Annotated in this window: 22 protein-coding genes; 8 read left to right on the top strand and 14 right to left on the bottom strand. The window is 42.1% G+C overall.

Annotated features, from left to right (window positions below; genetic code table 11):
• Positions 1–2: 2 nt before the first annotated feature.
• Positions 3–1,286, top strand: a complete 1,284-nt coding sequence (purD, locus tag N473_RS24520; RefSeq protein ID WP_063370229.1) for a phosphoribosylamine--glycine ligase — start codon at positions 3–5, stop codon at positions 1,284–1,286.
• Positions 1,287–1,478: 192 nt separating this feature from the next.
• Positions 1,479–2,291, top strand: coding sequence for a DUF2797 domain-containing protein (locus N473_RS24515; RefSeq protein ID WP_063370228.1), 813 nt, complete (start codon positions 1,479–1,481; stop codon positions 2,289–2,291).
• On the opposite strand, the gene N473_RS24510 is transcribed toward N473_RS24515, so the two are convergent.
• Complete coding sequence (locus tag N473_RS24510) at positions 2,267–4,783, bottom strand: EAL domain-containing protein (RefSeq protein WP_063370227.1); 2,517 nt, start codon at positions 4,781–4,783, stop codon at positions 2,267–2,269. The genes N473_RS24515 and N473_RS24510 overlap by 25 nt on opposite strands.
• A gap of 77 nt (positions 4,784–4,860) precedes the next feature.
• Between N473_RS24510 and N473_RS24505 the strand changes: the two genes are divergently transcribed.
• A complete protein-coding gene (locus N473_RS24505) occupies positions 4,861–5,163 on the top strand; it encodes a hypothetical protein (RefSeq protein WP_063370226.1) in 303 nt (100 codons plus the stop codon).
• A 5-nt stretch (positions 5,164–5,168) separates the two neighbouring features.
• On the opposite strand, the gene N473_RS24500 is transcribed toward N473_RS24505, so the two are convergent.
• The 5 genes from N473_RS24500 to N473_RS24480 form a co-directional block, all read right to left on the bottom strand.
• Positions 5,169–6,086, bottom strand: a complete 918-nt coding sequence (locus N473_RS24500) for a histone deacetylase family protein (protein WP_063370225.1) — start codon at positions 6,084–6,086, stop codon at positions 5,169–5,171.
• 98 nt (positions 6,087–6,184) lie between these two features.
• A complete protein-coding gene (locus N473_RS24495) occupies positions 6,185–7,756 on the bottom strand; it encodes a serine hydrolase (RefSeq protein WP_063370224.1) in 1,572 nt (523 codons plus the stop codon).
• A gap of 6 nt (positions 7,757–7,762) precedes the next feature.
• Positions 7,763–8,263, bottom strand: coding sequence for a gamma-glutamylcyclotransferase family protein (locus tag N473_RS24490; RefSeq protein WP_063370223.1), 501 nt, complete (start codon positions 8,261–8,263; stop codon positions 7,763–7,765).
• Positions 8,264–8,271: 8 nt separating this feature from the next.
• The gene (locus tag N473_RS24485; RefSeq protein WP_063370222.1) at positions 8,272–8,895 is read right to left on the bottom strand and encodes a LysE family translocator; all 624 of its coding nucleotides are present in this window, start codon (positions 8,893–8,895) and stop codon (positions 8,272–8,274) included.
• Positions 8,888–9,673: a hypothetical protein gene (locus N473_RS24480; protein ID WP_063370221.1), complete on the bottom strand. Its 786-nt coding sequence runs from the start codon at positions 9,671–9,673 to the stop codon at positions 8,888–8,890. Before N473_RS24480 ends, N473_RS24485 begins: the two co-directional genes overlap by 8 nt.
• 194 nt (positions 9,674–9,867) lie before the next feature.
• On the opposite strand from N473_RS24480, the gene N473_RS24475 reads away from it, so the two are divergent.
• The 5 genes from N473_RS24475 (at position 9,868) to N473_RS24460 (ending at position 13,878) form a co-directional block, all read left to right on the top strand.
• Positions 9,868–10,197, top strand: coding sequence for a 5-carboxymethyl-2-hydroxymuconate Delta-isomerase (locus N473_RS24475; RefSeq protein WP_039608320.1), 330 nt, complete (start codon positions 9,868–9,870; stop codon positions 10,195–10,197).
• Between the two features lie 47 nt (positions 10,198–10,244).
• The gene (rsuA, locus tag N473_RS24470) at positions 10,245–10,955 is read left to right on the top strand and encodes a 16S rRNA pseudouridine(516) synthase RsuA (protein ID WP_063370220.1); all 711 of its coding nucleotides are present in this window, start codon (positions 10,245–10,247) and stop codon (positions 10,953–10,955) included.
• Positions 10,956–11,102: 147 nt separating this feature from the next.
• Positions 11,103–12,734 (top strand): methyl-accepting chemotaxis protein, encoded by a 1,632-nt coding sequence (locus N473_RS24465; protein ID WP_063370219.1) that lies wholly within the window; start codon positions 11,103–11,105, stop codon positions 12,732–12,734.
• A gap of 348 nt (positions 12,735–13,082) precedes the next feature.
• Positions 13,083–13,238, top strand: a complete 156-nt coding sequence (locus N473_RS26415; protein WP_155735731.1) for a hypothetical protein — start codon at positions 13,083–13,085, stop codon at positions 13,236–13,238.
• 25 nt (positions 13,239–13,263) lie between these two features.
• Positions 13,264–13,878, top strand: a complete 615-nt coding sequence (locus N473_RS24460; RefSeq protein ID WP_196766471.1) for a hypothetical protein — start codon at positions 13,264–13,266, stop codon at positions 13,876–13,878.
• A 5-nt stretch (positions 13,879–13,883) separates the two neighbouring features.
• Here N473_RS24460 and N473_RS24455 read toward each other — a convergent pair whose 3' ends face one another.
• The 8 genes from N473_RS24455 to queA all read right to left on the bottom strand — a co-directional run bounded on the left by N473_RS24455 (position 13,884) and on the right by queA (position 23,133).
• Positions 13,884–14,681, bottom strand: a complete 798-nt coding sequence (locus N473_RS24455) for a substrate-binding periplasmic protein (RefSeq protein ID WP_063370218.1) — start codon at positions 14,679–14,681, stop codon at positions 13,884–13,886.
• 215 nt (positions 14,682–14,896) lie between these two features.
• A complete protein-coding gene (locus tag N473_RS24450; RefSeq protein WP_196766475.1) occupies positions 14,897–16,675 on the bottom strand; it encodes a GGDEF domain-containing protein in 1,779 nt (592 codons plus the stop codon).
• 193 nt (positions 16,676–16,868) lie between these two features.
• Entirely contained in the window at positions 16,869–17,399 is a 531-nt protein-coding gene (locus N473_RS24445) for a hypothetical protein (RefSeq protein ID WP_039608824.1), read from the bottom strand.
• Between the two features lie 161 nt (positions 17,400–17,560).
• Positions 17,561–18,502: a protein translocase subunit SecF gene (gene secF / locus N473_RS24440; protein WP_039608315.1), complete on the bottom strand. Its 942-nt coding sequence runs from the start codon at positions 18,500–18,502 to the stop codon at positions 17,561–17,563.
• A gap of 8 nt (positions 18,503–18,510) precedes the next feature.
• Positions 18,511–20,370 carry a protein translocase subunit SecD gene (gene secD, locus N473_RS24435; RefSeq protein WP_063370216.1) on the bottom strand — a complete coding sequence of 620 codons (1,860 nt, stop codon included), beginning with the start codon at positions 20,368–20,370 and terminating at the stop codon, positions 18,511–18,513.
• A gap of 21 nt (positions 20,371–20,391) precedes the next feature.
• Positions 20,392–20,730, bottom strand: coding sequence for a preprotein translocase subunit YajC (gene yajC / locus N473_RS24430; RefSeq protein WP_039608313.1), 339 nt, complete (start codon positions 20,728–20,730; stop codon positions 20,392–20,394).
• 32 nt (positions 20,731–20,762) lie between these two features.
• Positions 20,763–21,893: a tRNA guanosine(34) transglycosylase Tgt gene (gene tgt, locus N473_RS24425; RefSeq protein WP_039608312.1), complete on the bottom strand. Its 1,131-nt coding sequence runs from the start codon at positions 21,891–21,893 to the stop codon at positions 20,763–20,765.
• A 205-nt stretch (positions 21,894–22,098) separates the two neighbouring features.
• Positions 22,099–23,133 carry a tRNA preQ1(34) S-adenosylmethionine ribosyltransferase-isomerase QueA gene (gene queA, locus N473_RS24420; RefSeq protein WP_063370215.1) on the bottom strand — a complete coding sequence of 345 codons (1,035 nt, stop codon included), beginning with the start codon at positions 23,131–23,133 and terminating at the stop codon, positions 22,099–22,101.
• Between the last annotated feature and the right edge of the window lie 227 nt (positions 23,134–23,360).

Raw genomic sequence — 23,360 nt, 5'->3', positions numbered from 1 at the left:
CCATGAATGTACTTGTCATTGGCAGCGGTGGCCGTGAACACGCACTTGCGTTCAAAGCCGCTCAAAACCCATCAGTAAAAACAGTATTTGTAGCACCTGGTAACGCAGGAACCGCTTTGGAGCCAAAGTTAGAAAATGTTGCTATTGGCGTTGAAGACTTAGATGCCCTAGTTGCATTCGCCAAAGAAAACAAAGTTGAACTGACCATTGTTGGCCCTGAAGCACCATTGGTCATTGGTGTTGTTGATCGTTTCCGCTCTGAAGGTTTGGCCATTTTTGGCCCGACTCAAGCTGCGGCGCAGCTAGAAGGTTCAAAGTCATTTACCAAAGACTTTTTAGCCAGACACCAGATCCCAACAGCTGCCTACCAAACCTTCACTGACATTGAGCCTGCAATTGCTTATGTCAAAGAGCAAGGTGCCCCTATTGTTGTTAAAGCAGATGGATTAGCAGCTGGTAAAGGCGTTATCGTCGCAATGACCGAAGCAGAAGCAGAAGAAGCAATCCGTGACATGCTTGCAGGTAATGCATTTGGTGATGCGGGCAGCCGTGTGGTGATTGAAGAGTTCTTAGAAGGTGAAGAAGCTTCATTTATTGTTATGGTTGACGGTAAAAACGTATTGCCTTTTGCCACCAGCCAAGACCATAAACGTGCATACAATGGCGACCAAGGTCCAAATACAGGCGGCATGGGTGCGTACTCTCCTGCTCCAGTTGTGACCAAAGACATTCACGACCGCATTATGAATGAAGTGATTCACCCAACAGTAGAAGGTATGGCGGCAGAAGGCCACCCTTATACTGGCTTCCTATATGCGGGCTTGATGATCACGGCAGATGGCACACCTAAAGTTATCGAATATAACTGTCGTTTTGGTGACCCTGAAACACAGCCGATCATGCTACGTTTACAATCAGACCTTGTGTCACTGATTGAGGCGGCAAACCGCCAAGAGCTAGATCAAACTGAAATACAGTTTGACCCTAGAGCCGCTGTCGGTGTTGTATTAGCAGCAAAAGGCTACCCAGCTAGCTATCCGAAAGGCGATGCGATTTCAGGTCTTCAAGTCAATTACTCTGAAGGTGAAAAAGTATTCCATGCTGGTACTAAGCAACAGGGTGATGACATCGTGACAGCTGGTGGACGAGTGTTATGTGCAACTGCATTAGGTCATACTGTCACAGAAGCACAGAAGCGAGCTTATGCGCTGGTTAAAGACATCAACTGGGACGGCGTAGAGTACCGTACAGACATCGCTTATCGTGCCATAGCACGTGAGCAGTGATCTTTAATCAGGCGAACATCATAAAACGGCTCTTCATGAGCCGTTTTTTATTTAAGATACCAAACGCAAATAAAAACAAAAACCAATATCAATCTCAAACTATTGAAATATATAATTTTTTTAACTTTACCATTGGTATTTTCAAACTGACTTGCTAGGATCTCCTTTTGTATCATCTTTAGGGGCGTAAAGATGCAGGGCACATTAAGTAAACTAAAAGCCAGCCTTACCAATCCAATTCAGTACCAGCTGCCAATTGGCGACAAGCTGGTTAATCTCAATGACTATCTTGACAAAGAAATTACCTTAACTTTTACAGGTAATATCTATTGCTGCAGTTGCGGTAAAAAAACCAAAAAGAGCTACTCTCAGGGCCACTGCTTTGTGTGTATGAAAAAGCTTGCTAGCTGCGATATGTGCATCATGAAGCCTGAAACGTGTCACTATGATCAAGGCACATGCCGAGAGCCCGAGTGGGGAGAGGCCAATTGTATGATCCCGCACTATGTCTATTTAGCCAATACATCAGGACTCAAAGTCGGTATCACACGACATACCCAGATCCCAACTCGCTGGATAGATCAAGGCGCAACCCAAGCTCTACCAATTTTTAAAGTGCAAACACGTCTGCAATCAGGCTTGGTGGAAGTGGCGCTGGCCAACTTCATTGCAGACAAAACCAATTGGCGCAATATGCTAAAAGGCATTAATCCTGAATTAGATTTGAAGCAAAGTGCACAAGCGTTAATTCCTCAAATTCAAGAAAAGCTCGACGAGCTGGCTGAGCTATTTGGTGCAACTGCGATTGAGCGTTTAGATGAAGAGGTTGTAGACTTAACCTTCCCTGTTGAGGACTACCCAACAAAAATAAGTTCCTTTAACTTTGATAAAGAGCCAACAGTCAGCGGCGTATTGAAAGGTATTAAGGGGCAATATCTCATTTTTGAAAAAGGCGTCATTAATATTCGTAAGTTTACTTCCTACGAAATCAATTTTTCCGCTTGATAAAACTCATACCAAGCCGCTTGCGAAAGCGGCTTACAATACAAATACCCTTGCATCGCATGACAACCCAACTTTTGTAAAAATCGCATTTGTTCGTGCTTTTCGACGCCTTCAGCGACAACATGTAGCTTCAAGGCTTTGGCCATTGCCACAATCGCACTGACAATTTCACTGTTGCCATACTCATCAGGTATTTTTGCAATGAAACTGGGATCAATTTTTAGAATATCGATTGGTAATTTAGTAAGGTAACTCAGTGCAGAGTAGCCAGTACCAAAATCATCCAACGCGATACTGACCCCCATTTTTTTCACTTCACTCAGCACCTCTTTCGCCCGTTGGAAGTTACTGATGAAACAGCCCTCTGTCAGCTCTAATTCAATTTGGTGTCCATGCAGGTCATATTTGGCTAACGCTCGATTCAGTGTCTGAACTAAATCTCCCTGAGTTAAATGCTGAGCCGATACATTAATAGCCAAGTGCCTGACATCAATATTTAATCTCCTCCAATGAGCAAGTTGGGCGCACGCCCTATCAATTACCCATTCATCAAGCTTCACAATTAAGCCTAATTCTTCAGCTAATGGAATAAATTGAGCTGGTGAGATCATGCCTAAATTGGGGTCATGCCACCTCAACAAACATTCTAAGCTTGTGATGCGGCCACTAACCAAACATTTTAAAGGCTGAAAATAGAGCTCAAACTCACCATTTTCAAGCGCGCTTTGAAAACGGCTTTGCATAGACAACCGCTCAAGTGAGCGCGCATTCATAGACGCTTTATACATTTGAAAAGAGTTACGCCCTAACTCTTTTGAGCGATACATAGCCACGTCCGCGTGTTTTAATAAGCTCTCACTGTCAAGACCATCATCTGGGTACATAGACGCCCCCAATGACGCTGTAGCAGCCACTGCGATATTGCCAAGATCAAAAGACTTATTAAATTGTAATAACAATTTATCAGCAAACGACACCACCGAATCCATATCAGCAACTTCGGTTAACAGCACTACAAACTCATCTCCTCCTAACCGAGCTAACGTATCCCCTTCTTTTAAAATCCCTTTAATACGATCACTCACCTGAGTCAGTAACTTATCGCCAGCACTGTGACCCAATGTATCATTCACTTCTTTAAAGCGGTCTAAGTCGATAAACATAACGCTCAGCTTATGCTGATCACGATGTGCTGATGCCAAAGCCATAGACAATCTATCATAGAATAACCGCCGATTAGGCAGCCCAGTCAGCTCATCAAAATAAGCTAAACGTGCTATTTTTTCTTCTGCATTTTTACGTTCAGTAATATCACTGAATATGGCGGCATACAGTGTTTCATCGCTATACGGGTCGTTAATTTCTATGATTGTGAGCCATTCAACATAGATGTCTCCACTTTTTTTCTTATTGCAGATCTCTCCTTGCCACACCCCTTTCTCTTTTAATGCAGCCCACATTTTGTCGTAATAATTTTGATCATGCATGCCTGAACTGAGTAAACTGGGCTTTTTGCCGATGACTTCATAGTCTTGATAACCGGTTAATGCACTAAAAGCAGGGTTAATTTGAATAATTTCCCCGCTTCCTCTTGTGATCATGATACCGTCAAGGGAGGCATCAATAATTCGATTAGCAAGGTACAAATTTTTTTCTGATTTACGCAGAGCAATATCTCGCTGCGCTAAAACATTCTCCAATTCACTACAGTAAGCGGTTTCTATTTCAGTCAATACATTTTTAAGTGCCAATAACCCTGCCACAGCATTTGATACTTTGTCTCTCACTACCAAATGCCGAATAGATTTAGCCGTCATCTTACGATAGGCATCAAACAAGCTTTCGTCTGGTGTCATAGATAACATTGGATAACTCGCAAGTTCCCAACATGGCATTTGCCACTGCGGATCTAAAATTGCGTATGCGATATCTCGCTGTGTGATTATGCCGTACTCTTGTTGCTGACGATGATAGACCAGTACTGCCGTGGCTTTATTACGGCGCATCTGTTCAATTGCTTCACTCACACATTGCATACTGTCAAGCACGCTCACAGTCTTATCAAAATGATCCTCAATGGGACGAAAATGTAAGTAGTGATCTAACCCCTGATTGCGAACAATGTCAGACAAAGATACAACGCCTGCTGGTGTGTTGGTTAAATCTTTCACCAGCAAGTGACGGATCCCAAGTTGATGTAACTTGATTGTGGCTTCACTGAGGGTCTTATCCAAAGAGATATCGTAAACCGGAGAAGTCATTACCTCGCCAATGGGCAGCTGAGCGAGGTTAATGTGCTTAAGATCAAGCTTCACACAATCTGATTCAGTCCAAATACCAACGATGTCTCCTGCATGTGTGATAAAAATGGAACTAACACAGTGTTGACGCATTTTTATCAGCGCGTCATATAAGCTCGTAGAATCGTCACACGATAATAAGCTAGCCGAAAACACGTCTTTAATTCTCAGCTGACGTGAGTCACCTATCATAAGCACTTTCCTCGCAATCTAACTACCATCTTGAGTATACTTAGGTGCTTATCGCTAACCTTGACTGAGAACAAAAAATGACGATTAATTCATACCCATTAGTGCTGATATTCGACCAAAGTATAGAATACATTGAGAGTGAGGAAGAAATGCAAGAAAGCCTCTTTTACTTGTCTGAAAATCAAATTAAAACAGCTACCTGCATCTTTCCTGACGGAACTTTTAAAGCACTAGATGGCGCGCCAAAAACACCTTCTTGCTATAATAATTTAACGCTTTTAGTGCAACAAAAACTCGTCTCTGAAGGACAATGCTGCACGGCAAAAATACAAATTACAAATATAGAACAAGTATTTAGCTTGATGAAATCGACGTTATGAGCTAACTAGAATTCGGCAAGAGTTCGGATATGCGTTTCAACGCTGCGCCCGAGAGATGATAAATCATACCCCCCTTCTAAATAAGAAATAATCCCTCGGCAATTGAGCTCATTATTTAACAGTGCAATTTGCTGGGTAAACCAGGCGTAGTCACCTTCGACAAACTTAAGCCCACCCATGTCATCTTCCAAATGCGCATCAAATCCGGCACTGATAAATATTAGCTCTGGTTGAAACTGTCGTAACTTAGGAAGCCATTGCTGAGAGTATAATGCTCGAAGATCAGCACCATCACTAGCCACTGGCAACGGAGAATTCACGACCGTTTCGGTGTTTTCAATTTCAGTATTAGGATAAAAAGGATATTGGAACAAGGAGCAAAAGAGCACATTAGGGTCTGATTTAACAATCGCTTGTGTTCCATCTCCATGATGGACATCAATATCTAAAATGGCGATGCGATTAACCCCTTTGCTTTGAGCGTACTTAGTAGCAATTGCGACATTATTAAAGATACAAAATCCGGCAGACTTGCCTTTATCCGCGTGATGCCCTGGGGGCCTGACGGAACAAAACGCCGCATCATGACGACCATCAAGCACTTCATCAACGGCCATTATACCTGCACCTACTGCACGCTCAATGGCCTTTAAAGAGTCTTTGCATAAAGAGGTATCACCGTCCAAATCTATCAACCCTTGTTCAGGTATCGACGTTAATACTCGCTCGATATGCTGATCATCATGTACAAGCGCATAGTGCGATTCATCCGCTTTTGGCGCCATTAAATGCGTCACTGCAATGTCTAACCCCGATGCCAAAATGCGATCAGAGATGGCATCCAAACGCTGAGGGCACTCTGGGTGCTCAGCAGTCATTTTATGTCTACGACAAAGCGGGTGAGATATAATGGCTGTGCGCATATCGCTGTCCTTAAAAACCTGAATTGATAGTGTATCAAAGCACTATATTGAGTGCCTTGATACTTTGGTTTGATATTTTTAGTCAGTAAACGGCCGTATTACTGTGTTGGCGCCACGGCCACCAACCCTAAGTTATGAAAATCGAAACTAAAATCTGTAATTTTAGGGTTTACCCATTCCATATCAGCACTTTTGATCTGTTGTTTATCATCTAATTTAAAATGAATATAGGCATCGGCTTCTAACAGTTTTTCATGCCACTTCACCACAAACGTATTGCTGTCATGATGGTGTAATATGCCTTTAAGCGCCTTTGTGTGAGTAAAGTCAATATGCAGCTTCCCTGAGATTTCCTCCACGATAACATCGCCATACCACGGACTTCTTAGAGTACCCGTGTAATGGTTAAGTGGTAAATTTGCTACTTTGGACTCAACCTTCTTTGGGCCTAAATCAGCGTATAATGATGCACGCTTTTTTTGATACGCTTGATGGCTTTTCGCAACCCACTCTTGCGGTTCCAACCCAAGTGCTTGCTCAAAGACTTCATTGGTGATGGCACGAATTGCGGGGTAAGCATGCTGATTAGATAAAATCACCACACCTAAGCCTTTTTCTGGGATCATCGCAACCTGTGAGCCCATCCCTAAAATGCCCCCCATATGGCCGACACGTTTATAACCAAAGTAACTTTCAACTGCCCAACCTAAAGCATATCCTTTGAAATCTTGTCCAAATGCGATGCGATCGGCTTCTTTTGGTATACGCATAATTTGTGGATGCCATAAGTACTGGTGTGTTTCACGGTCTATTAACTGCTTACCAAGCGGTGTTTGACCTTCATTAACCTGTGTTTGTAGCCACTTAGTCATATCCGAGACATTAGACGCGATGGCACCAGCACCACGAAAGTCTTCTAAATAGTCACCCACGAACTCTTCTAGCTGACCGTCATACTTAATTGTTCCGGTGGCAAAATTTTTATTCGCTTTATCAATACGAGAAAATGAAGCATAGGAGTTTTTAATCCCTACTTTAGGGAAAATTTTTGTCTCAACAAACTCTTGCCAGCTGAGACCGCTTACTCTCGCAACCACTTCACCGGCAACCACAAACATCAAATTATTATAGTGATACTCAGTACGTAATGGTGCGACAGGCTTAATATGCTTTAGTCCAGCGAGTATCTCTTTTATAGACTTGTCGGTGTCTGGCCAGATCATGAGATCGCCAGCACCTAACGCAAGACCACTACGATGACTGAGTAAATCACGGATAGTCATTTGTTCTGTTAGCTGCTCGCTATACAATTGGAATTCAGGTAAGTGCGAAATGACAGGATCTGCCCAGTTCAACTTACCTTCCTCAACCAACATCGCCAAAGCAGTTGCTGTAAATGCTTTACTGTTAGAAGCGATTCCAAATAAGGTATGCTCATCCACCTCGCCAGCTTTACCAAACTGCCTTATACCATACCCTTTTGCTAAGACTACTTTCCCATTATTTACAATCCCAATCGCCAACCCGGGGATTGCGAAGCTATCCATGGCTTGTTGCACCGATTTCTCTACTTCAGCCAACTGAGGTGCCGTTAAAGCGACAACGCTACTACTCATCAACAAAGTCGTTGCACTGCACAATGTGCGCCAAAGAGCTTTTTTCATATCCATATTGCCTTATCTGTTATAAATATTTAATTCTGATGCCTGTTTATCTTTATTTGCATCTTTAGTGCATTTTTGCGCCCTGATATTTTCAATATAAAACTCAGGGAAACCCTGCTCTTGAGCACCGACAAGAACATGGTTTAAATACCAATCAAAAGGTAATTCATCACTTACAAATGTATTGGCCACATAGCAGTATACCTTAGCCGCGCTTACGTTCTGCATAGTCACATCTAATTCAACACGCTCATATCGCGCACCTTCAATTGCATCTAGTTGATCCATTTCAAATTGAGTCAACCTATACACTGCACCATAAACAATATCCTCTTGTGTTGCTTTTACGATATTGCACTTGGCCGAACCATCAGTGCTTAACATATCAAAGGCCAGCCGATATCCATGTAATACTGCACTTGCGACTAAACGAACATGGGGCAGACGCGCTTTAAGTCTAAGTGATGATAGGTTGGAACCATATGCAAAATATAAATATTCTTTCACATTCATTAACACACCTATAAAACAACTCGCACAGCCAAAAGCAATAACACCACACCAATACCACGGTCAAACCAATGCCCTGCACGATGGAAAAAACGTCGAACTTGAGGCTTAGACAAAACCACAGATAAAAAAGAAAACCAGATCCATGTCGCCATCGCCATGTACAACCCATAAAAAATTTGTACTGCCTGTGGTGTGTCTGGATCAATCATCAGGGTGAACAAGGAAAGGAAAAACAAGGTCGCTTTTGGATTAAGTGCGTTAACCAAGAAACCGCGTCGCAAGGCTTTAAAATCAGATTCAACTATCGACGCTGCTTGAATCGATTGCTCTGGATCTGTATTTTTCTTCGCGCGCAGTGCTTGCACACCCATAAACGCCAAATACGCTCCGGCTATATATTTAAATAGGTTAAATAACTCCGGTGATTTAGACAATACAAGTGCCACTCCCAACAGGCAATATGAGACGTGGACAAAAATCCCCAAACCGACTCCAGCACTGGTAAACAAGGCATTTCTTCTGCCTTGCTGAACACTTTGTTTTAAAACTATAGCAAAATCGGGCCCCGGACTCGCGACCGCTAAAAAATGTGCGATCGCAATAATTAAAAACTCATCTAGATATTCAAGCACGACTTCTATCCTCAATCGCCAAGAGCATCGGATCTGCCGATGTTTGTAATATCTTCTTTAACTGCTTCTGGGCTTTTTTGTACATGCCTTTTAGATGTGGTTTAAGGTGCTGCCCCCCTTTTTCATCTCCTTTTAAATAACAAACCAAAGCATGCAAAAATATGCTTTCCTGTTCGCTGAGCGCCGCTTGTCGGTTCGCATATGGATTATAACAAGATCCGCACCCACCTCTGAAATGATAGGCGGTATTACATATCATAGTGCCAAATCCCATAAATATAGCCAGCACATCAGCTGCAACAGGTAAGCTTTGTTGCCCGCCAGGTGGTAATTTGCCAACCTGATGAATCAACATCAGCGCCATACTTCCCGCCATGCTGGCAACTAGATCCTGAGGTTGATTTATTTGATTAGGATTGTAAGAGAGCTGCACAGGTAAACCAGGAGGATCCATGACAGTTACACTCTCTCCCCGTAACCCGCCAGCTAATGTAAAGTTTGGAAATGACTGCTGCATCGGCATCATATTCGGCGACGTCAGCGCTATCGGCCACTGCGTTAAACCGGCATAACTTCTTACTCTTTGAAAAACAGACTGTGCCATCTCTTCTACACTACTGACACGATCAGGGAAATATTGCTCAGTTGGCTGTACAACTTGAGTGTGTTTTAGAAAGTAGTCACTATCAAAGTGTTCTACCGACCACAAAAACAACTCGATCAGAGATTGTGATTCTGATGAGGCTAACAAGGGTTTAGATTTGAAAATAGATAACATGTATACATTCAACACAACAGTACATTAATAACCCAACACCTTAACAAGGGGCATTAAGCTAAAGCAAGGAAGCGAATGATAAAATACAATAATAGAGTGGCTTTTAATAATCCCATATCACGGTCATTTGTCGCTTGGCTAAGTATGAGTAGCACACTATGATAGGGCTTTATTAACACATAAAGGATACAACAATGCCACATATCATCATCGAGCATTCCGACTCACTTAAAATCAGCCTCTCAGATTTAACCAATTCAATTCACCAAAGCACGATAGAGACCGGTTTATTTGACGAAAAGACGATAAAAACAAGGCGAATTGCATTTTCTGAGTCCATTATTGGCGATGGCAGACAAGACTTTGTACATATCCAAGTACATCTATTGACAGGAAGAACACAGCAACAAAAGCAACTACTCAGTGAAAAAATACTTTCTACACTACAAAAGCTACTGCCAGAGACTGTCAGCTTAAGTGTTCACCCCTATGATTTGGATCCTACTATTTATCGAAAAAATTAAATGATTCATAATATGGTTCTTTTCATACCAGCAGTAAGGTTAACCTAATGAAATTCCCATGCCGTATAGACAAATTTGTCAGTCACATAAATGAACTACCGCGTAGTAAAGTAAAAATCTTAATCAAAAAAGGAGAAGTGACAATCAATGGCGTGGTTACAAAGAAAAGTGACACCCAAATTAATGCTGAAGATCACATTGAAGTAAGTGGCAACAAACTGAAATATCTAGGAAAAAGATATTTCATGCTCAATAAGCCTCAAGGCTATGTCTGTGCCAATCATGATGAATTACACCCCACTGTTTTTGACTTGATTGATGAGCCTAACTTAAAAGATTTTCATGTCGCAGGCCGACTCGACATTGATACAACTGGGTTAGTGTTGATCACCAATGATGGCGATTGGTCACATCAAATCACCTCCCCAAAAAAGGCTAAATTCAAAACATACCGTGTTGAAACAAAAGAAATAATTACCGAAGATTGTTTAGAACAATTACGCCAAGGCGTAGCATTACATAATGAAAAACAACTCACCCGACCAGCACTAGCGCACGCCTTGGATAAGTACGCTCTCCAGCTATCTATTTGTGAAGGAAAATATCACCAAGTAAAGCGTATGCTTGCAGCAGTTGGAAATCATGTTGTTGAATTACATAGAGAAAAAATTAGTGAGATCGAACTAGATCCCTCGCTTGCGATGGGTGAGTATCGCGCCTTAACGCAACAAGAAGTCGACATAATCAATGCAAAATAGATAGCAGTAGGGTCGTCATATGAGGAAAAATCATCTAATTTTTACTTATATACGGTTAAGCCCTACTTACATAGCGCGCTCAAACATGATAAATCATAAAGGTAAGAGTGCCATAAACTTTTAACTGACTCTGCTAAGGTGCATATTGTGTTTTCGACTCTGACTCTAAGATTAAAAATTATATTTTTTGCAGTAGCAATTTTTATCGCCTTAATTTCCGTTGCGGTACTCGGGCTTCAATCACTGCGCCACGCCAGTGAAACAGATAATATTGCGCGTATCAACCAGCTAATGAAAAGCACGGTAAATATCGTCGAACAGTTTGAACAATTTGTGAAAGCTGGTGATTTATCCGAAGCCGACGCTAAAAAGTTAGCAGCCCAGATCCTTCGAGAAAACAAATACCATGACTCTGAATATGTCTATGTGGTCGATGAGGAGTTAAACTTTGTCGCCGCTCCTCATGACCCGCAACTGCACGGCACGAGCTTCAACGACTTCAAAGATGCGCAAGGAAACAGCATTGGAAGATTAGTCGAGCGCAAAGTGGGTAACAAAACCAATCGCATCATTACTTATCATTGGAACTCAGAAAGAAATGGTGAAGTTGTTGACCTAACCTCCGTGGTGCAAAAAACATCTTTATTTGGCTGGTATGTCGGTACAGGGATCAGTTACAAAGAAGTCGATGAAAGATACTGGGAGACCGCAAGTTGGTTATTAACCTTCTCCCTTTTTATCGCAGTTGCACTGACCTTCACGGTAACACGATACGGTCTATCACTCTCAAATAAGCTCGGTGCAGAGCTCAACGATGTACTGGATATTGTGAGGCACGTCTCACACGGTAATCTCACGTCACGCATTGATACCTCAAATGCTAAAGACTATAGCATTATGGCCGCGATGCACTATATGCAAGATGGCTTAAAAGGGGTGGTAAGTGGTTTAATGACTGTAAGCGATAAATTAAAAGAGCAAAGCTATGATGGCGAGGCCCGCTCAAATGACTTGGAAAGCTTAACGTTAAGCCTTAGTGAAGAAACACAGATGGTTGCTTCGGCTATCACAGAACTCACCGCCTCAGCTCAAACAGTAGTTGAACATGCCGAACAAGCTGCTTTCTCTGTGCAAGAAGCTGAGAACCAAGGTCAAAATGCCGATCGACTGACATCCAATGCAAGTGAGGCAATTGCCCTACTAGAGCAGCAGATTGACAGTGCTGGCAATAATATTCAAGCATTAGATGAAGAGGTTAATAACATTGCTAATGTACTGAGCGTCATACAAAGCATTGCTGAGCAAACCAATTTACTTGCACTCAATGCAGCAATAGAAGCAGCCCGAGCTGGGGAACAAGGCAGAGGTTTTGCCGTCGTTGCCGACGAAGTCCGTCAATTGGCTCAGCGGACACAATCAAGTACTGAAGAAATTCATACGATGATAGGTAACTTACAAGCGGCGACCCAAGAAGCGAAATCCTCCGTTTCATTAAGCATCGCAACCAGCGAAAAAACCGTAACTATGTCAAATGAAGCAAGTGAGGCTCTGCGCAGTGTAGCCACCTCGTTAAGTGCAATTTCGCAGATGAGTGACCAAATCGCCCTCGCAGCAAAAGAGCAATTAACGGCTGGTGAAGATACAGCAAAAAGAGTTGTGATTATATCGGATACCGCATCTCAGACAGCCAGTGTATCGCAACAAACTCATACCGCAACTGACAGCATTAAGGCACAAGCAGCCCAGTTAGAAAGTGAAATGGCTAAATTTAAGCTTTAATATCACTGAATTATCATTAAACAACTTTCCAAAATAGAATAGGGACACTTACCCTTTTCTATTTTGGGTAATTTTTTTCACAAATTGGCCTGAATTTAGCATCTTATTTTTTTGTAAAAAAATGTTTAACTCTAAATTATTTGGTGTTAAATTCATTGAGTCAGCCATATAAAAACTACCGTAAAGTACGAGAAAATACATTGAGGTTGGTTCTTTTTAGTTATTCTGGCGACACTTCCTTCTGGTAAAGCAGTTAAGGCGATGCGTTGTGCCTTTTGCCATTGGAAATATGAGAATGTCTGACATTCATTTAGCTGACTAGACGATAATGAAATAAGGATAATCACTATGAAGATGATTGCTAACAAACAATGCCGTTTAATTACAGGCGGTTCAGGTTTATTAGGTCCAGCGGACCCTTTTTCAGTAGGGAGAAAGTCCCAACAAAGCATGCTTATTGCAAATTCCAGTTCAGGGCAAGTAAAGCCCGAACAAAAGCCTTAATTTGTTCCTAAAATAAGCATTATTTATGGCAAAACAATTTGCATTCAAAGATTTACTACTACCATATGTAGTAATGGTAGTGGTGATCTTTATAATCCAAGACGCGACCTATTTCTTTTTTCTAGCCTACATTTCCATTATTTCATTAGTATTTTTAATTGGGCACAGACTAAGGGATGTCAATATATGTTCCATTGCATTTATTGCTATGGTCCCCGTATTATTTGAAAACATTATTTTTACTACCGGATTGATTAGCTTAGTTTCAACACCAGGAGATCGCTTGATCCAAAATAGTTTAATTTATGGTGTTCACTTACTCAAAGAGTTGATCATATTGGTCCCTCTCACATATCGAGTAGAAATTTCTAAACGGTTATTTCCAAAACACAAAATTAAGTACACGTTCGCAGATAGCATTTTGCCTTGGCTATGCCTAATTAGCGCAGCAATGAGCTTTTTTGCACTGATTGAAAACTATATACGCAACGGTAAAGGGTATGACATGACCTTTTTCTATTATGCGTTTGATGTAACAGGATACTTAAACTATTCGATATTTTGTGGTGTGTTAGTCGTCCTTACTTTCTTAACTTATAAAGAAGCTTACGACTTTAAAGTGCCTTCAATCAGGCGCTAACAGGGTTATTCAAATGGGTTCGACAAGGGCAACATATGGCTATTAGCCAGCATATCTAAATCAAAATAACGGCGTAATAGTGTGTTATACGCACCATTGCTTTTTAGCTTAGACAAACCAATTTCTAGTTTCTCCGCAAGTTCTACTTTATCTTTATTTACGAAAAAGTAGAATCTTGCTGGATAAGACAAATAATAATCTGGCACTATCATTAATTCAGCGTTGTTTTGATTAATGATTTCTGACTGCGCCTCGACAATAGATCTTGGAAAATAATCTGCTTTTTGCCCCGTCACCATATCAAACATTGCTTGATAATTAACGATGGGCTTGACGCTCAAGCCATTGCTAGAAAGTATTTTTGTGTCTGGCCAGTCATGTCCTTGCACTGCGGTGAATCGACTCAATTGTTGTAACTCAGTCACACGCTTGAAGCGCTCGTATTGCGCCTTGTGAATGATCAGCACCCGTTTACCTATCAACCCATCAAATAATGGGAATTTCACAGCGATAGCAAGTTTTTCTCTCGCAGGGCTAGTCATGCTCCAGTGTAAATCAACTTGCCCTTTACTGAGCGCCATGAGGGTACGCTGTTGATGTGGATGAACTTTAACGTGCTCAATATTTACGTCGTAATCAGCCGCATTTAGAGCTTGCTGCAATAGCTCATAAAGGAATAAATCACGATCATAAAGTGGTCGCTGCTCTTTCGCTACGTAAATGGTTTTTTTTACTTCATCTTTAGCATGGCCAGCGCATCCTAAAGTTAATAAGCACAACCCTATGAAATATTTGATCATCATGTTCCCCACACTTGCTAAGTTGCTCGGTAATTACGACGTTATCAATTACTATATATTCACTTAGCCAGAATTTCTCTTCGCCTTAAGTATATATATTTCACAATTTATATTATTAAAGCAATAAGGTTGCGCTTGGAAACCAAATTAGTTGCAAAAATAGCACAAGTTATTCTCAATGGATTAAATACCCATACAAGTTACACCCTAATGATTAATCAACTTTGATTGGCTGCCGTTTCAAGCCTCACCATTGGCGCACTGGGTTTTCGTCTATTACACACAAACAAGTAACTATTGCGATAGCGCTTTGCCTCTTTTTTCGCATCTGTGGCCAGTGCAGCTACCTGATGACTATTCTTACACGACTCAACATCTGGACTTACTAGGCCAATAGATAACGTTAGCAAGGGTACGAACTGTTTTTGCCCTTCCCTATTCGTGGCCCAATACCCGCCAGATGCAACATGCTCAGGTGTAAATAATGATTTAGATCTTGCCTCAAATTGTTCAATTATCTGGTGACAAAGGGACTCCGCATCAGCTTGATCAAAAACAACCATAAAATCATCACCACCTATATGACCAACAAAGCACTGACTATGCTGACATACTTGCAACGTGACATCTGCTAATAATTTAATGACACTATCTCCACTGGCGTATCCATAAAGATCGTTAAATTGCTTAAAATGGTTAAGATCAACGTAAGCCAGTGAAAATTGATGCTTTGCGCGCAGTCGTTGCTCAATCGCTTCATTGATAGCAACATTGCCTGGCAGCATAGTAAGCGGGTTCGCATGCTGGGCATGGCGTATTTTATCTTCGGTAATGTGTTTCAGAATATCTCTAAGCGGGGCCAAGCCTATATACTCCCCGTCTTTAGTGATCACAATATGCCGTCTGATATCAAACTCATTTTCCGTGATCAGTTGGCTAACAAAGTCCAACTGTTGTTGCTCATCGACAATCAAAGGCTGTTTATCCATAAGCTTTACAACCGACTTCTTATCAAACAAAGCATGGCCATAGGGTGCAGCAAACACTTCAGTAAGCTGATCTCTATGCAATAACCCCACAGGTTGCTGCAAGTCATTCAACACTGCAATGCTAGTCAGCCCTTTATTTTGCTCAAAACGGCGATGAGCATCCAAGCATTGTGTACTCATATGAATTGCGGGTACATCATGGGCAAGCCAACCGATGGCCATCGATTGCTCAAACTTATCTGTAGCAAGCTCCGACTGAATTTGCACAGTCAGGATCTCGCTGGGATTAATGAGTAATTCACTCGATTCACAGCTTGGCCTAGCTAGCAAGAAACCTTGCGCATTCACTATCCCCATTTTTTTAAGTAACTTTAACTCTTCTGCACGTTCAATGCCCTCAGCAATCACTGCGGTATTGGTCGCTTTAGCCAGCTCAATAATGGATTTAAGAAACTCTCTTTTTACAATGCTTTGGTCGCAATAATCGATGAAATAACGGTCCACCTTCACATAGTCAGGGCAAAGTTCTGACCACTGTTTCAACCCAGAATAACCCGCCCCCAGATCATCTATTGCAATTTGAAAACCCAATTGACGATAGTGAGAAATCGTTTTCAGCAATAAAAAGCCATCATCCACTTTATCTTGCTCAGTTACCTCGATCACCACCCGACTGCTATTCAAACCAGCCTCTTCGATCAAGTGTAGCGTCTCACCTTTTGGATGATGAGGGTCAAGTAGTGCCTTAGGGCTAACATTAAGGAATAGTTTTCCGGGTAAATTCAATGCAGCAAACTGTGCAATGGCTTTTTTACGACAAAGTAGTTCCAGTTCAGATAGTCGGTCATATTTACTGGCAGCAGCAAACATTTTATCTGGCTGTACCAACTCATTGTTCACACTGCCGCGACTCAATGCCTCAAAGCCAAGTATCTGTTCTTTTGCAATATCAAAAATGGGTTGAAACATTGGATATACAGCTTCATTTAGCAAAATGTCATCCAACATGACGTATAAGGAGTCCACTGAAACAACCAAACTCAATTCAAGTGTTTAATAATCGAGCAAAATATCAAAGATTTATGACAGTTAGATTGCAATCTAATGGAAATTACCAATATTGGGGATAAATAAGAAGAGAATTGGTAGATAAAAATGCAAGGAAAGAGATGAAAACAGTGTTTTCACCTCTGTAATCAACTTATTTTAGCGCCATTTCAACTTGGCCAAAATGTGCAATCACTTCAACAATTTCAAGTTCAGCATCTTCATAATGCGTTTTCTCAGTGAAGCCAAGTTTAGCAATTGCCTGAACGGTCGCAGGGTGAACCAGTAAGTCTTTCGCATGATAACAAACAGGATCGCTGTACTCAGGTAACTTACCGTCTTCATGGTAACCAGACTCAATCTCTGCTAGCGGTAGCGTAGGAATAATATCAGCGGCTTTATCAAGTGCATCTAGGTAGTCTTTACACTGAGGGTACTTAGTAACAAAATCAGCCAGTAAATCACGCGAGGTAGCCACTAACTTTGCAGACTCTTGCTCAAGATCCGAAGCAGATTTGTGTTCTCTGATATTAGCGAGCAATGAAGTTGCCTGAGTTTTATATTCACCTAGCGCGTTATCACTTGCAGTTGCTTGTGTTTCAGGCTTAGCCGCTTGCGTGCTTGGTTGTTCTGAACATGCAAATAGCGCTAATGCTGCGCATGCAATTCCTAGCTGTTTATACATATAATCCTCAAAATCATTATTATTGATAACAATTCTCATTATACAGTCTTGTCATCATTTTGAAACAGAAAAGGCCACAATAAATGTGGCCTTTTTGATTCAGATCGAAAATTGAATTGTGCGTTCACGCTCAGCTAACAAGCGTAACTGAGCGCACAGATTTAAGGCATGGCGTCTAAATCTGCACCTTCTTTTTCAACTTCAACTGGGATCAGGTCTTCTTTGCTTACACCCATTGCAACCGCAACAGAGCTCGCAACATACACTGACGAATAAGTACCAATGAAAACACCAAATAGTAAAGCTGTCGCAAAACCGTGGATGGTTTGACCACCCCATACAAACAGTGCAATTAATACTAGAATCGTTGTGATCGAGGTAACAAGCGTACGATTCATCGTTTGTGTCAATGAAATATTGATGATTTCAAGCGTGTCATCAATACGCACTTTACGGAAGTTTTCTCGAATACGGTCTGATACAACAATGGTATCATTCAGTGAATAACCTATTACCGCCAACACTGCCGCCAAAATAGTCAAATCAAATTCAAGTTCAAGTAGAGAGAACAGACCCATCGTTAAGATCACATCATGGAAAAGGGCCGCAACAGCACCAACGGCAAAACGCCATTCAAAACGAAATGCTACGTAGACCAAAATACACAGCAGTGCAGTCAACATAGCTAAGCCGCCATCTTCCTTTAGATCTTCACCTACACTTGGGCCAACGAACTCAATTCGACGCATTTCAACACTGCTATCAGCCAGTTTAAGTGCATCAATTAATTGGTTACCTATGGTCTCAGCTTTAGCATCGTCACGAGGAGCGATGCGTACCAAGACTTCTTGGCTTGAGCCAAATAAAGTGACCGCTGCATCAGCAAAACCATTTTCTGCTAACACTTTACGGATTTTAGGTAAATCCGCAGGTTGTGAGAACCCTACTTCAACGGCTGTCCCCCCCGTAAAATCTAGGCCAAAGTTTAAACCTTTGACCATAAACGATGCGATAGACGCCAAGATCAAGAACGCTGAAAATGCCATCGACAACTTTCTTGCCGACATGAAGCGAATAGTGCTCGATAATTTTAATAATTGCATGCTCGCTCCTATATCGACAGTTTGTTGATGCGTTTACCGCCAATGAACGCATTGATCACGGCACGTGTACCAATGATCGCAGTAAACATTGAGGTTAAAATACCAATCGCAAGGGTTACAGCAAAGCCAGCAATCGGGCCTGTGCCGACCGAGAACAAGATAACCGCTGCAATGAGTGTTGTAATGTTCGCATCAAAAATTGTACTGAATGCACTGTCATAACCATAATGAACCGCTTGTTGAGGGCTTCTGCCATCAGCGAGTTCTTCACGGATACGTTCAAAGATAAGTACGTTTGCGTCAACTGCCATACCTACGGTTAATACAATACCCGCAATACCAGGTAGGGTCAGCGTCGCGCCGCTGATCATCGACATTACACCAACAATCATCACCAAGTTGGCCGCAAGCGCTAGGTTCGCAACAATGCCAAAGCCCTTGTAGTACATCAGCATGAAACCAAGCACAAATGCGAAGCCTAGTACCACCGCAGTCATACCCGCTTCAATATTTTCTTGACCCAAGCTTGGACCGACCGTACGCTCTTCCACAATTTGAATAGGCGCAACCAATGCACCAGCTCTTAGCAATAAGCTCAGGTTATGTGCTTCAGCCGGATTATCAATGCCAGTAATACGGAATGAGTTGTTCAAACGAGACTGAATTGTCGCGACGTTAATGACTTCTTCCACCTTGATAGGTGGTAGCGCTTTGCCATTCTCATCGACCTTGCCAGACGGCTTGTATTCAATAAATACCGTTGCCATGCTCTTACCAACCGCGCGTTTGGTAAAGGCACTCATCTTAGCGCCACCTTTGCTGTCAAGATTAATACTTACTTGCGGGCGTTGATATTCATCCATGCCCGATTGTGCACCGGTTATGTGCAAGCCCTCAAGGATAACACGCTTTTTCAATACAACAGGGTAACCGTCTTTGTGGTACAACACTTCACTGCCCGCAGGCACTCGGCCTTGCGATGCTGCGCGTGAATCCGCTTTATCGTCCACTTCACGGAACTCCAGTGTCGCGGTTGCACCTAATATTTCTTTCGCACGCGCCGTATCTTGTACACCAGGTAATTGTACGATGATGCGCTCAGCACCCTGTCTTTGTACATTTGGCTCAGCAACACCCAGCTGGTTAATACGATTACGAATAATGGTTTCATTCTGCTTGATAGCATAATCACGCAATTCACGCTGCTTCAAGTCACTTAAACTTGAATAGAATGCGAGTTCATTACTGCTGTCGTTAACAAACACATTGCCAGGGTAGCGCTTTTTCAAAAAGCGTTCAGCGGCTTTTTTGTCTTCCACAGAGCGCATCACAACCTGAACTCGCTCACTATTGGCAACTTGGCGGATTGAACGATAACGCAGCTTCTCGCCACGCAAGTCGCTCTTGTAATCTTGCTCCATCTGCTCAAGCGCTTTTTCCATTGCTGTCGCCATGTCTACTTCCATTGTGAAGTGAACACCACCACTGAGATCCAAACCCAACTTCATTGGGTTTGCACCAATGCTCTTGAGCCAATCCGGTTGTGCTGGAGACATATTAATAGCAGAAATGTAGTCTTCGCTCAGTGAGTCACGCAGGATATCCTGTGCTTTAAGCTGATCTTCTACATTCTTGAAGCGAATGAGAACCTGCCCTTCTTCTAGGACAGCAGATTTGATAGGTAGATTATTGTCTTGAAGTGTTTTATTTGCTTGATCAAGCACGCTTAAATCGGCGCTGGCCCCTTTCTTACCTGAAATCTGTATGGCCGGATCCCGACCATACATATTAGGGGTGGCATAAAGAATGCCAACGGCCAAAACAGCGAGCACAAGCAAGTATTTCCACATTGGATACTTGTTTAGCACTGGATTATCCCTTTGTTATTGTTATAGCGACTTCATTGTACCTTTAGGTAAAACTGCTGCCACTGCTGACTTCTGTACTGTTACTTCAACTTGATCATTCAAGGCAATTACCACGAAATCTTTGTCTTCAGCAACCTTCGAAACTTTACCCACTAGACCACCTGACGTAAGGATCTCATCGCCTTTGCCAAGTGCACCCATTAGGTCTTTATGCTCTTTAACACGCTTAGCTTGCGGGCGGTAAATTAAGAAATAAAATACCAAACCGAAAATAGCCAACATGATAAGCATTTCCATACCGCCACCTGCTGGCGCGGCTGCCGCTGTACTTGCATGGGCGCTAGATATAAATAAGCTCATTGCTCTTCCTCATTTAATTTTTATAAAAAAGTTTATTCTGCTTCTACGTCGGCAAGTGGCGGCACTGGCAGCCCTCTGCGCTCATAAAAGTCAGCGACAAATTCATCAAATGTCCCTTCTGACAGGGCATTTCTCATACCTTCCATTAAACGCTGGTAATAACGTAAGTTATGAATGGTATTTAAACGCGCACCTAAAATCTCATTACACTTATCTAAGTGATGCAGATACGCACGTGAATAATTTTTACATGTGTGGCAATCACACTCCGCATCTAGCGGACTTGTATCTGTTTTGTGAACAGCATTACGGATTTTAATCACACCATCGGTAACAAACAAGTGTCCATTTCGTGCATTACGCGTTGGCATCACACAATCGAACATATCGATACCGCGACGAACCGCTTCTACCAAATCTTCTGGCTTGCCAACGCCCATCAAGTAACGTGGCTTTTGCTCTGGCATTTTGTACGCGCAATGGTCAAGGATTTTAACCATTTCTTCTTTTGGCTCACCAACCGATAAGCCACCTAAGGCATAGCCATCAAAACCGATGTCTTCTAATCCTTTTTGCGATTCTGCACGCAATTCAGGGTACATACCACCTTGAATAATGCCAAACAAAGCAGATGGATTATCGCCATGTGCCTCTTTTGAACGTTTTGCCCAACGAAGCGATAGCTCCATAGAATCTTTTGCTTCTTTTTCCGTTGCTGGATACGGTGTGCATTCATCAAAAATCATGACGATATCAGAGCCTAAATCACGTTGTACTTCCATTGCTTTTTCAGGAGACAACATGATTTTTTCACCGTTTACAGGTGACTTAAACAATACACCTTCTTCAGATATCTTTCGCATCGCACCTAGGCTAAATACCTGGAAGCCGCCTGAGTCTGTTAAAATGGGCTTATCCCAGTTCATGAAATCATGCAGATCGCCATGCTGTTTAATAATCTCGGTACCTGGGCGTAACATCAGGTGAAATGTGTTACCCAAGCAAATGTGTGCACCAGTGTCTTTTAGCTCATCTGGCGTCATACCTTTAACTGTGCCGTAAGTACCTACAGGCATAAATGCGGGTGTTTCAACCACACCACGATCAAATACTAAGCGTCCGCGGCGTGCTTTGCCATGCGTACAATCTAATTCAAATTTCATAACTACCTCGTGTCGGAAAAACAGTCCAACAAAACTCAACCGATGGCCCAAATCCATAAATGGGCCATGTAAACTGTCAGATTCTATCAATAAAGCCCGAGCAATTCTAATATTGGGGCTAAAAAGGGATAAATAAAGTCACAATCAAAAAAGGTTGAGTGTAAATATAAAAAAACCGGCTTTTAGCCGGTCTTAAAATTCTATATTACTGTTTTTTAGTTAAAAACATTGCATCGCCATAACTAAAGAAACGATACTTCTGTTCAATCGCTTCATGGTAGGCATTCATGATGTGCTCTTGCCCTGAAAAGGCACTCACAAGCATAATTAATGTTGACTCAGGTAAATGGAAGTTAGTGATCATCACATCGACAACATTAAACTGATAACCCGGATAAATAAAAATGTCCGTATCGCCATAGAAAGTCTTTAACGCTCCACCATGAACCTTTGCAGCAGACTCTAAAGAGCGAACCGACGTTGTACCAACCGCGATAACACGACCCCCACGGCTTCTACACTTAGCCACGGCATCCACAACCTCATCAGGTACCTCAATATATTCAGAGTGCATGTGATGATCATTAACATCATCAACACGGACAGGCTGAAAAGTCCCAGCGCCTACATGCAGGGTCACAAAGGCCATTTCAACGCCTTTGTCTTTGAGTTGAGCCATAAGCGCATCGTCAAAGTGCAGACCCGCTGTTGGTGCCGCTACCGCACCTGGCTTTTCTCCATACACGGTCTGATAACGCTCTTTATCACCCTCTTCATCTGGGCGATCGATATAAGGCGGCAATGGCATGTGACCAATTTCGTCCAAAATACTCAATACCGAGTGCTCACCTTTAAACTCTAATTCAAACAATTCGCCGTGGCGTGCAACCATAGTTGCTTGTGCTTTGTCTTCAAGGATCAATTCGGCGCCAGGCTTCGGCGACTTGCTTGAACGCACATGTGCAAGTACACGGTGCTCATCTAAAATACGCTCGACCAAAACTTCAACTTTACCGCCTGTTGATTTCTGACCGAACATGCGAGCTGGAATAACCTTAGTATTATTAAAAATGATCAAATCTTCAGGTTCAATCAGATCAATAATATCCTTAAATATTTTATGCTCTAATTCACCATTAGTGCCATTCAATGTTAATAGGCGGCTACTCGAACGCTCCGCTTTCGGGTGGCGGGCGATCAATTCATCAGGAAGTTCAAAATTAAAGTCAGCAACGCGCATATAAGACCTCATATTCGTGCAATTAGGCGGCAAGTCTAGTGCTGCGAGATAATGAAATCAAGCAACAAGCTTGATCTATTCATACTTTTTCACCTCTTGTCAGCAGTGTTAAATAGCTTTACTCTACTAGCGGCTTTGCATGTATTCACTCTTTTTAATGCAAATCTTGCTCTTCAGGTATATTGAGTAAAAAGCAATATAAAACATGCAAATAACAATGAATGTGC

This window comes from Pseudoalteromonas luteoviolacea CPMOR-1 (assembly GCF_001625685.1).
GTDB lineage: Bacteria > Pseudomonadota > Gammaproteobacteria > Enterobacterales > Alteromonadaceae > Pseudoalteromonas > Pseudoalteromonas luteoviolacea_K.
Note: the sequence above shows the minus strand (reverse complement) of the source record. Positions and strands in the feature narration are given on the sequence as shown.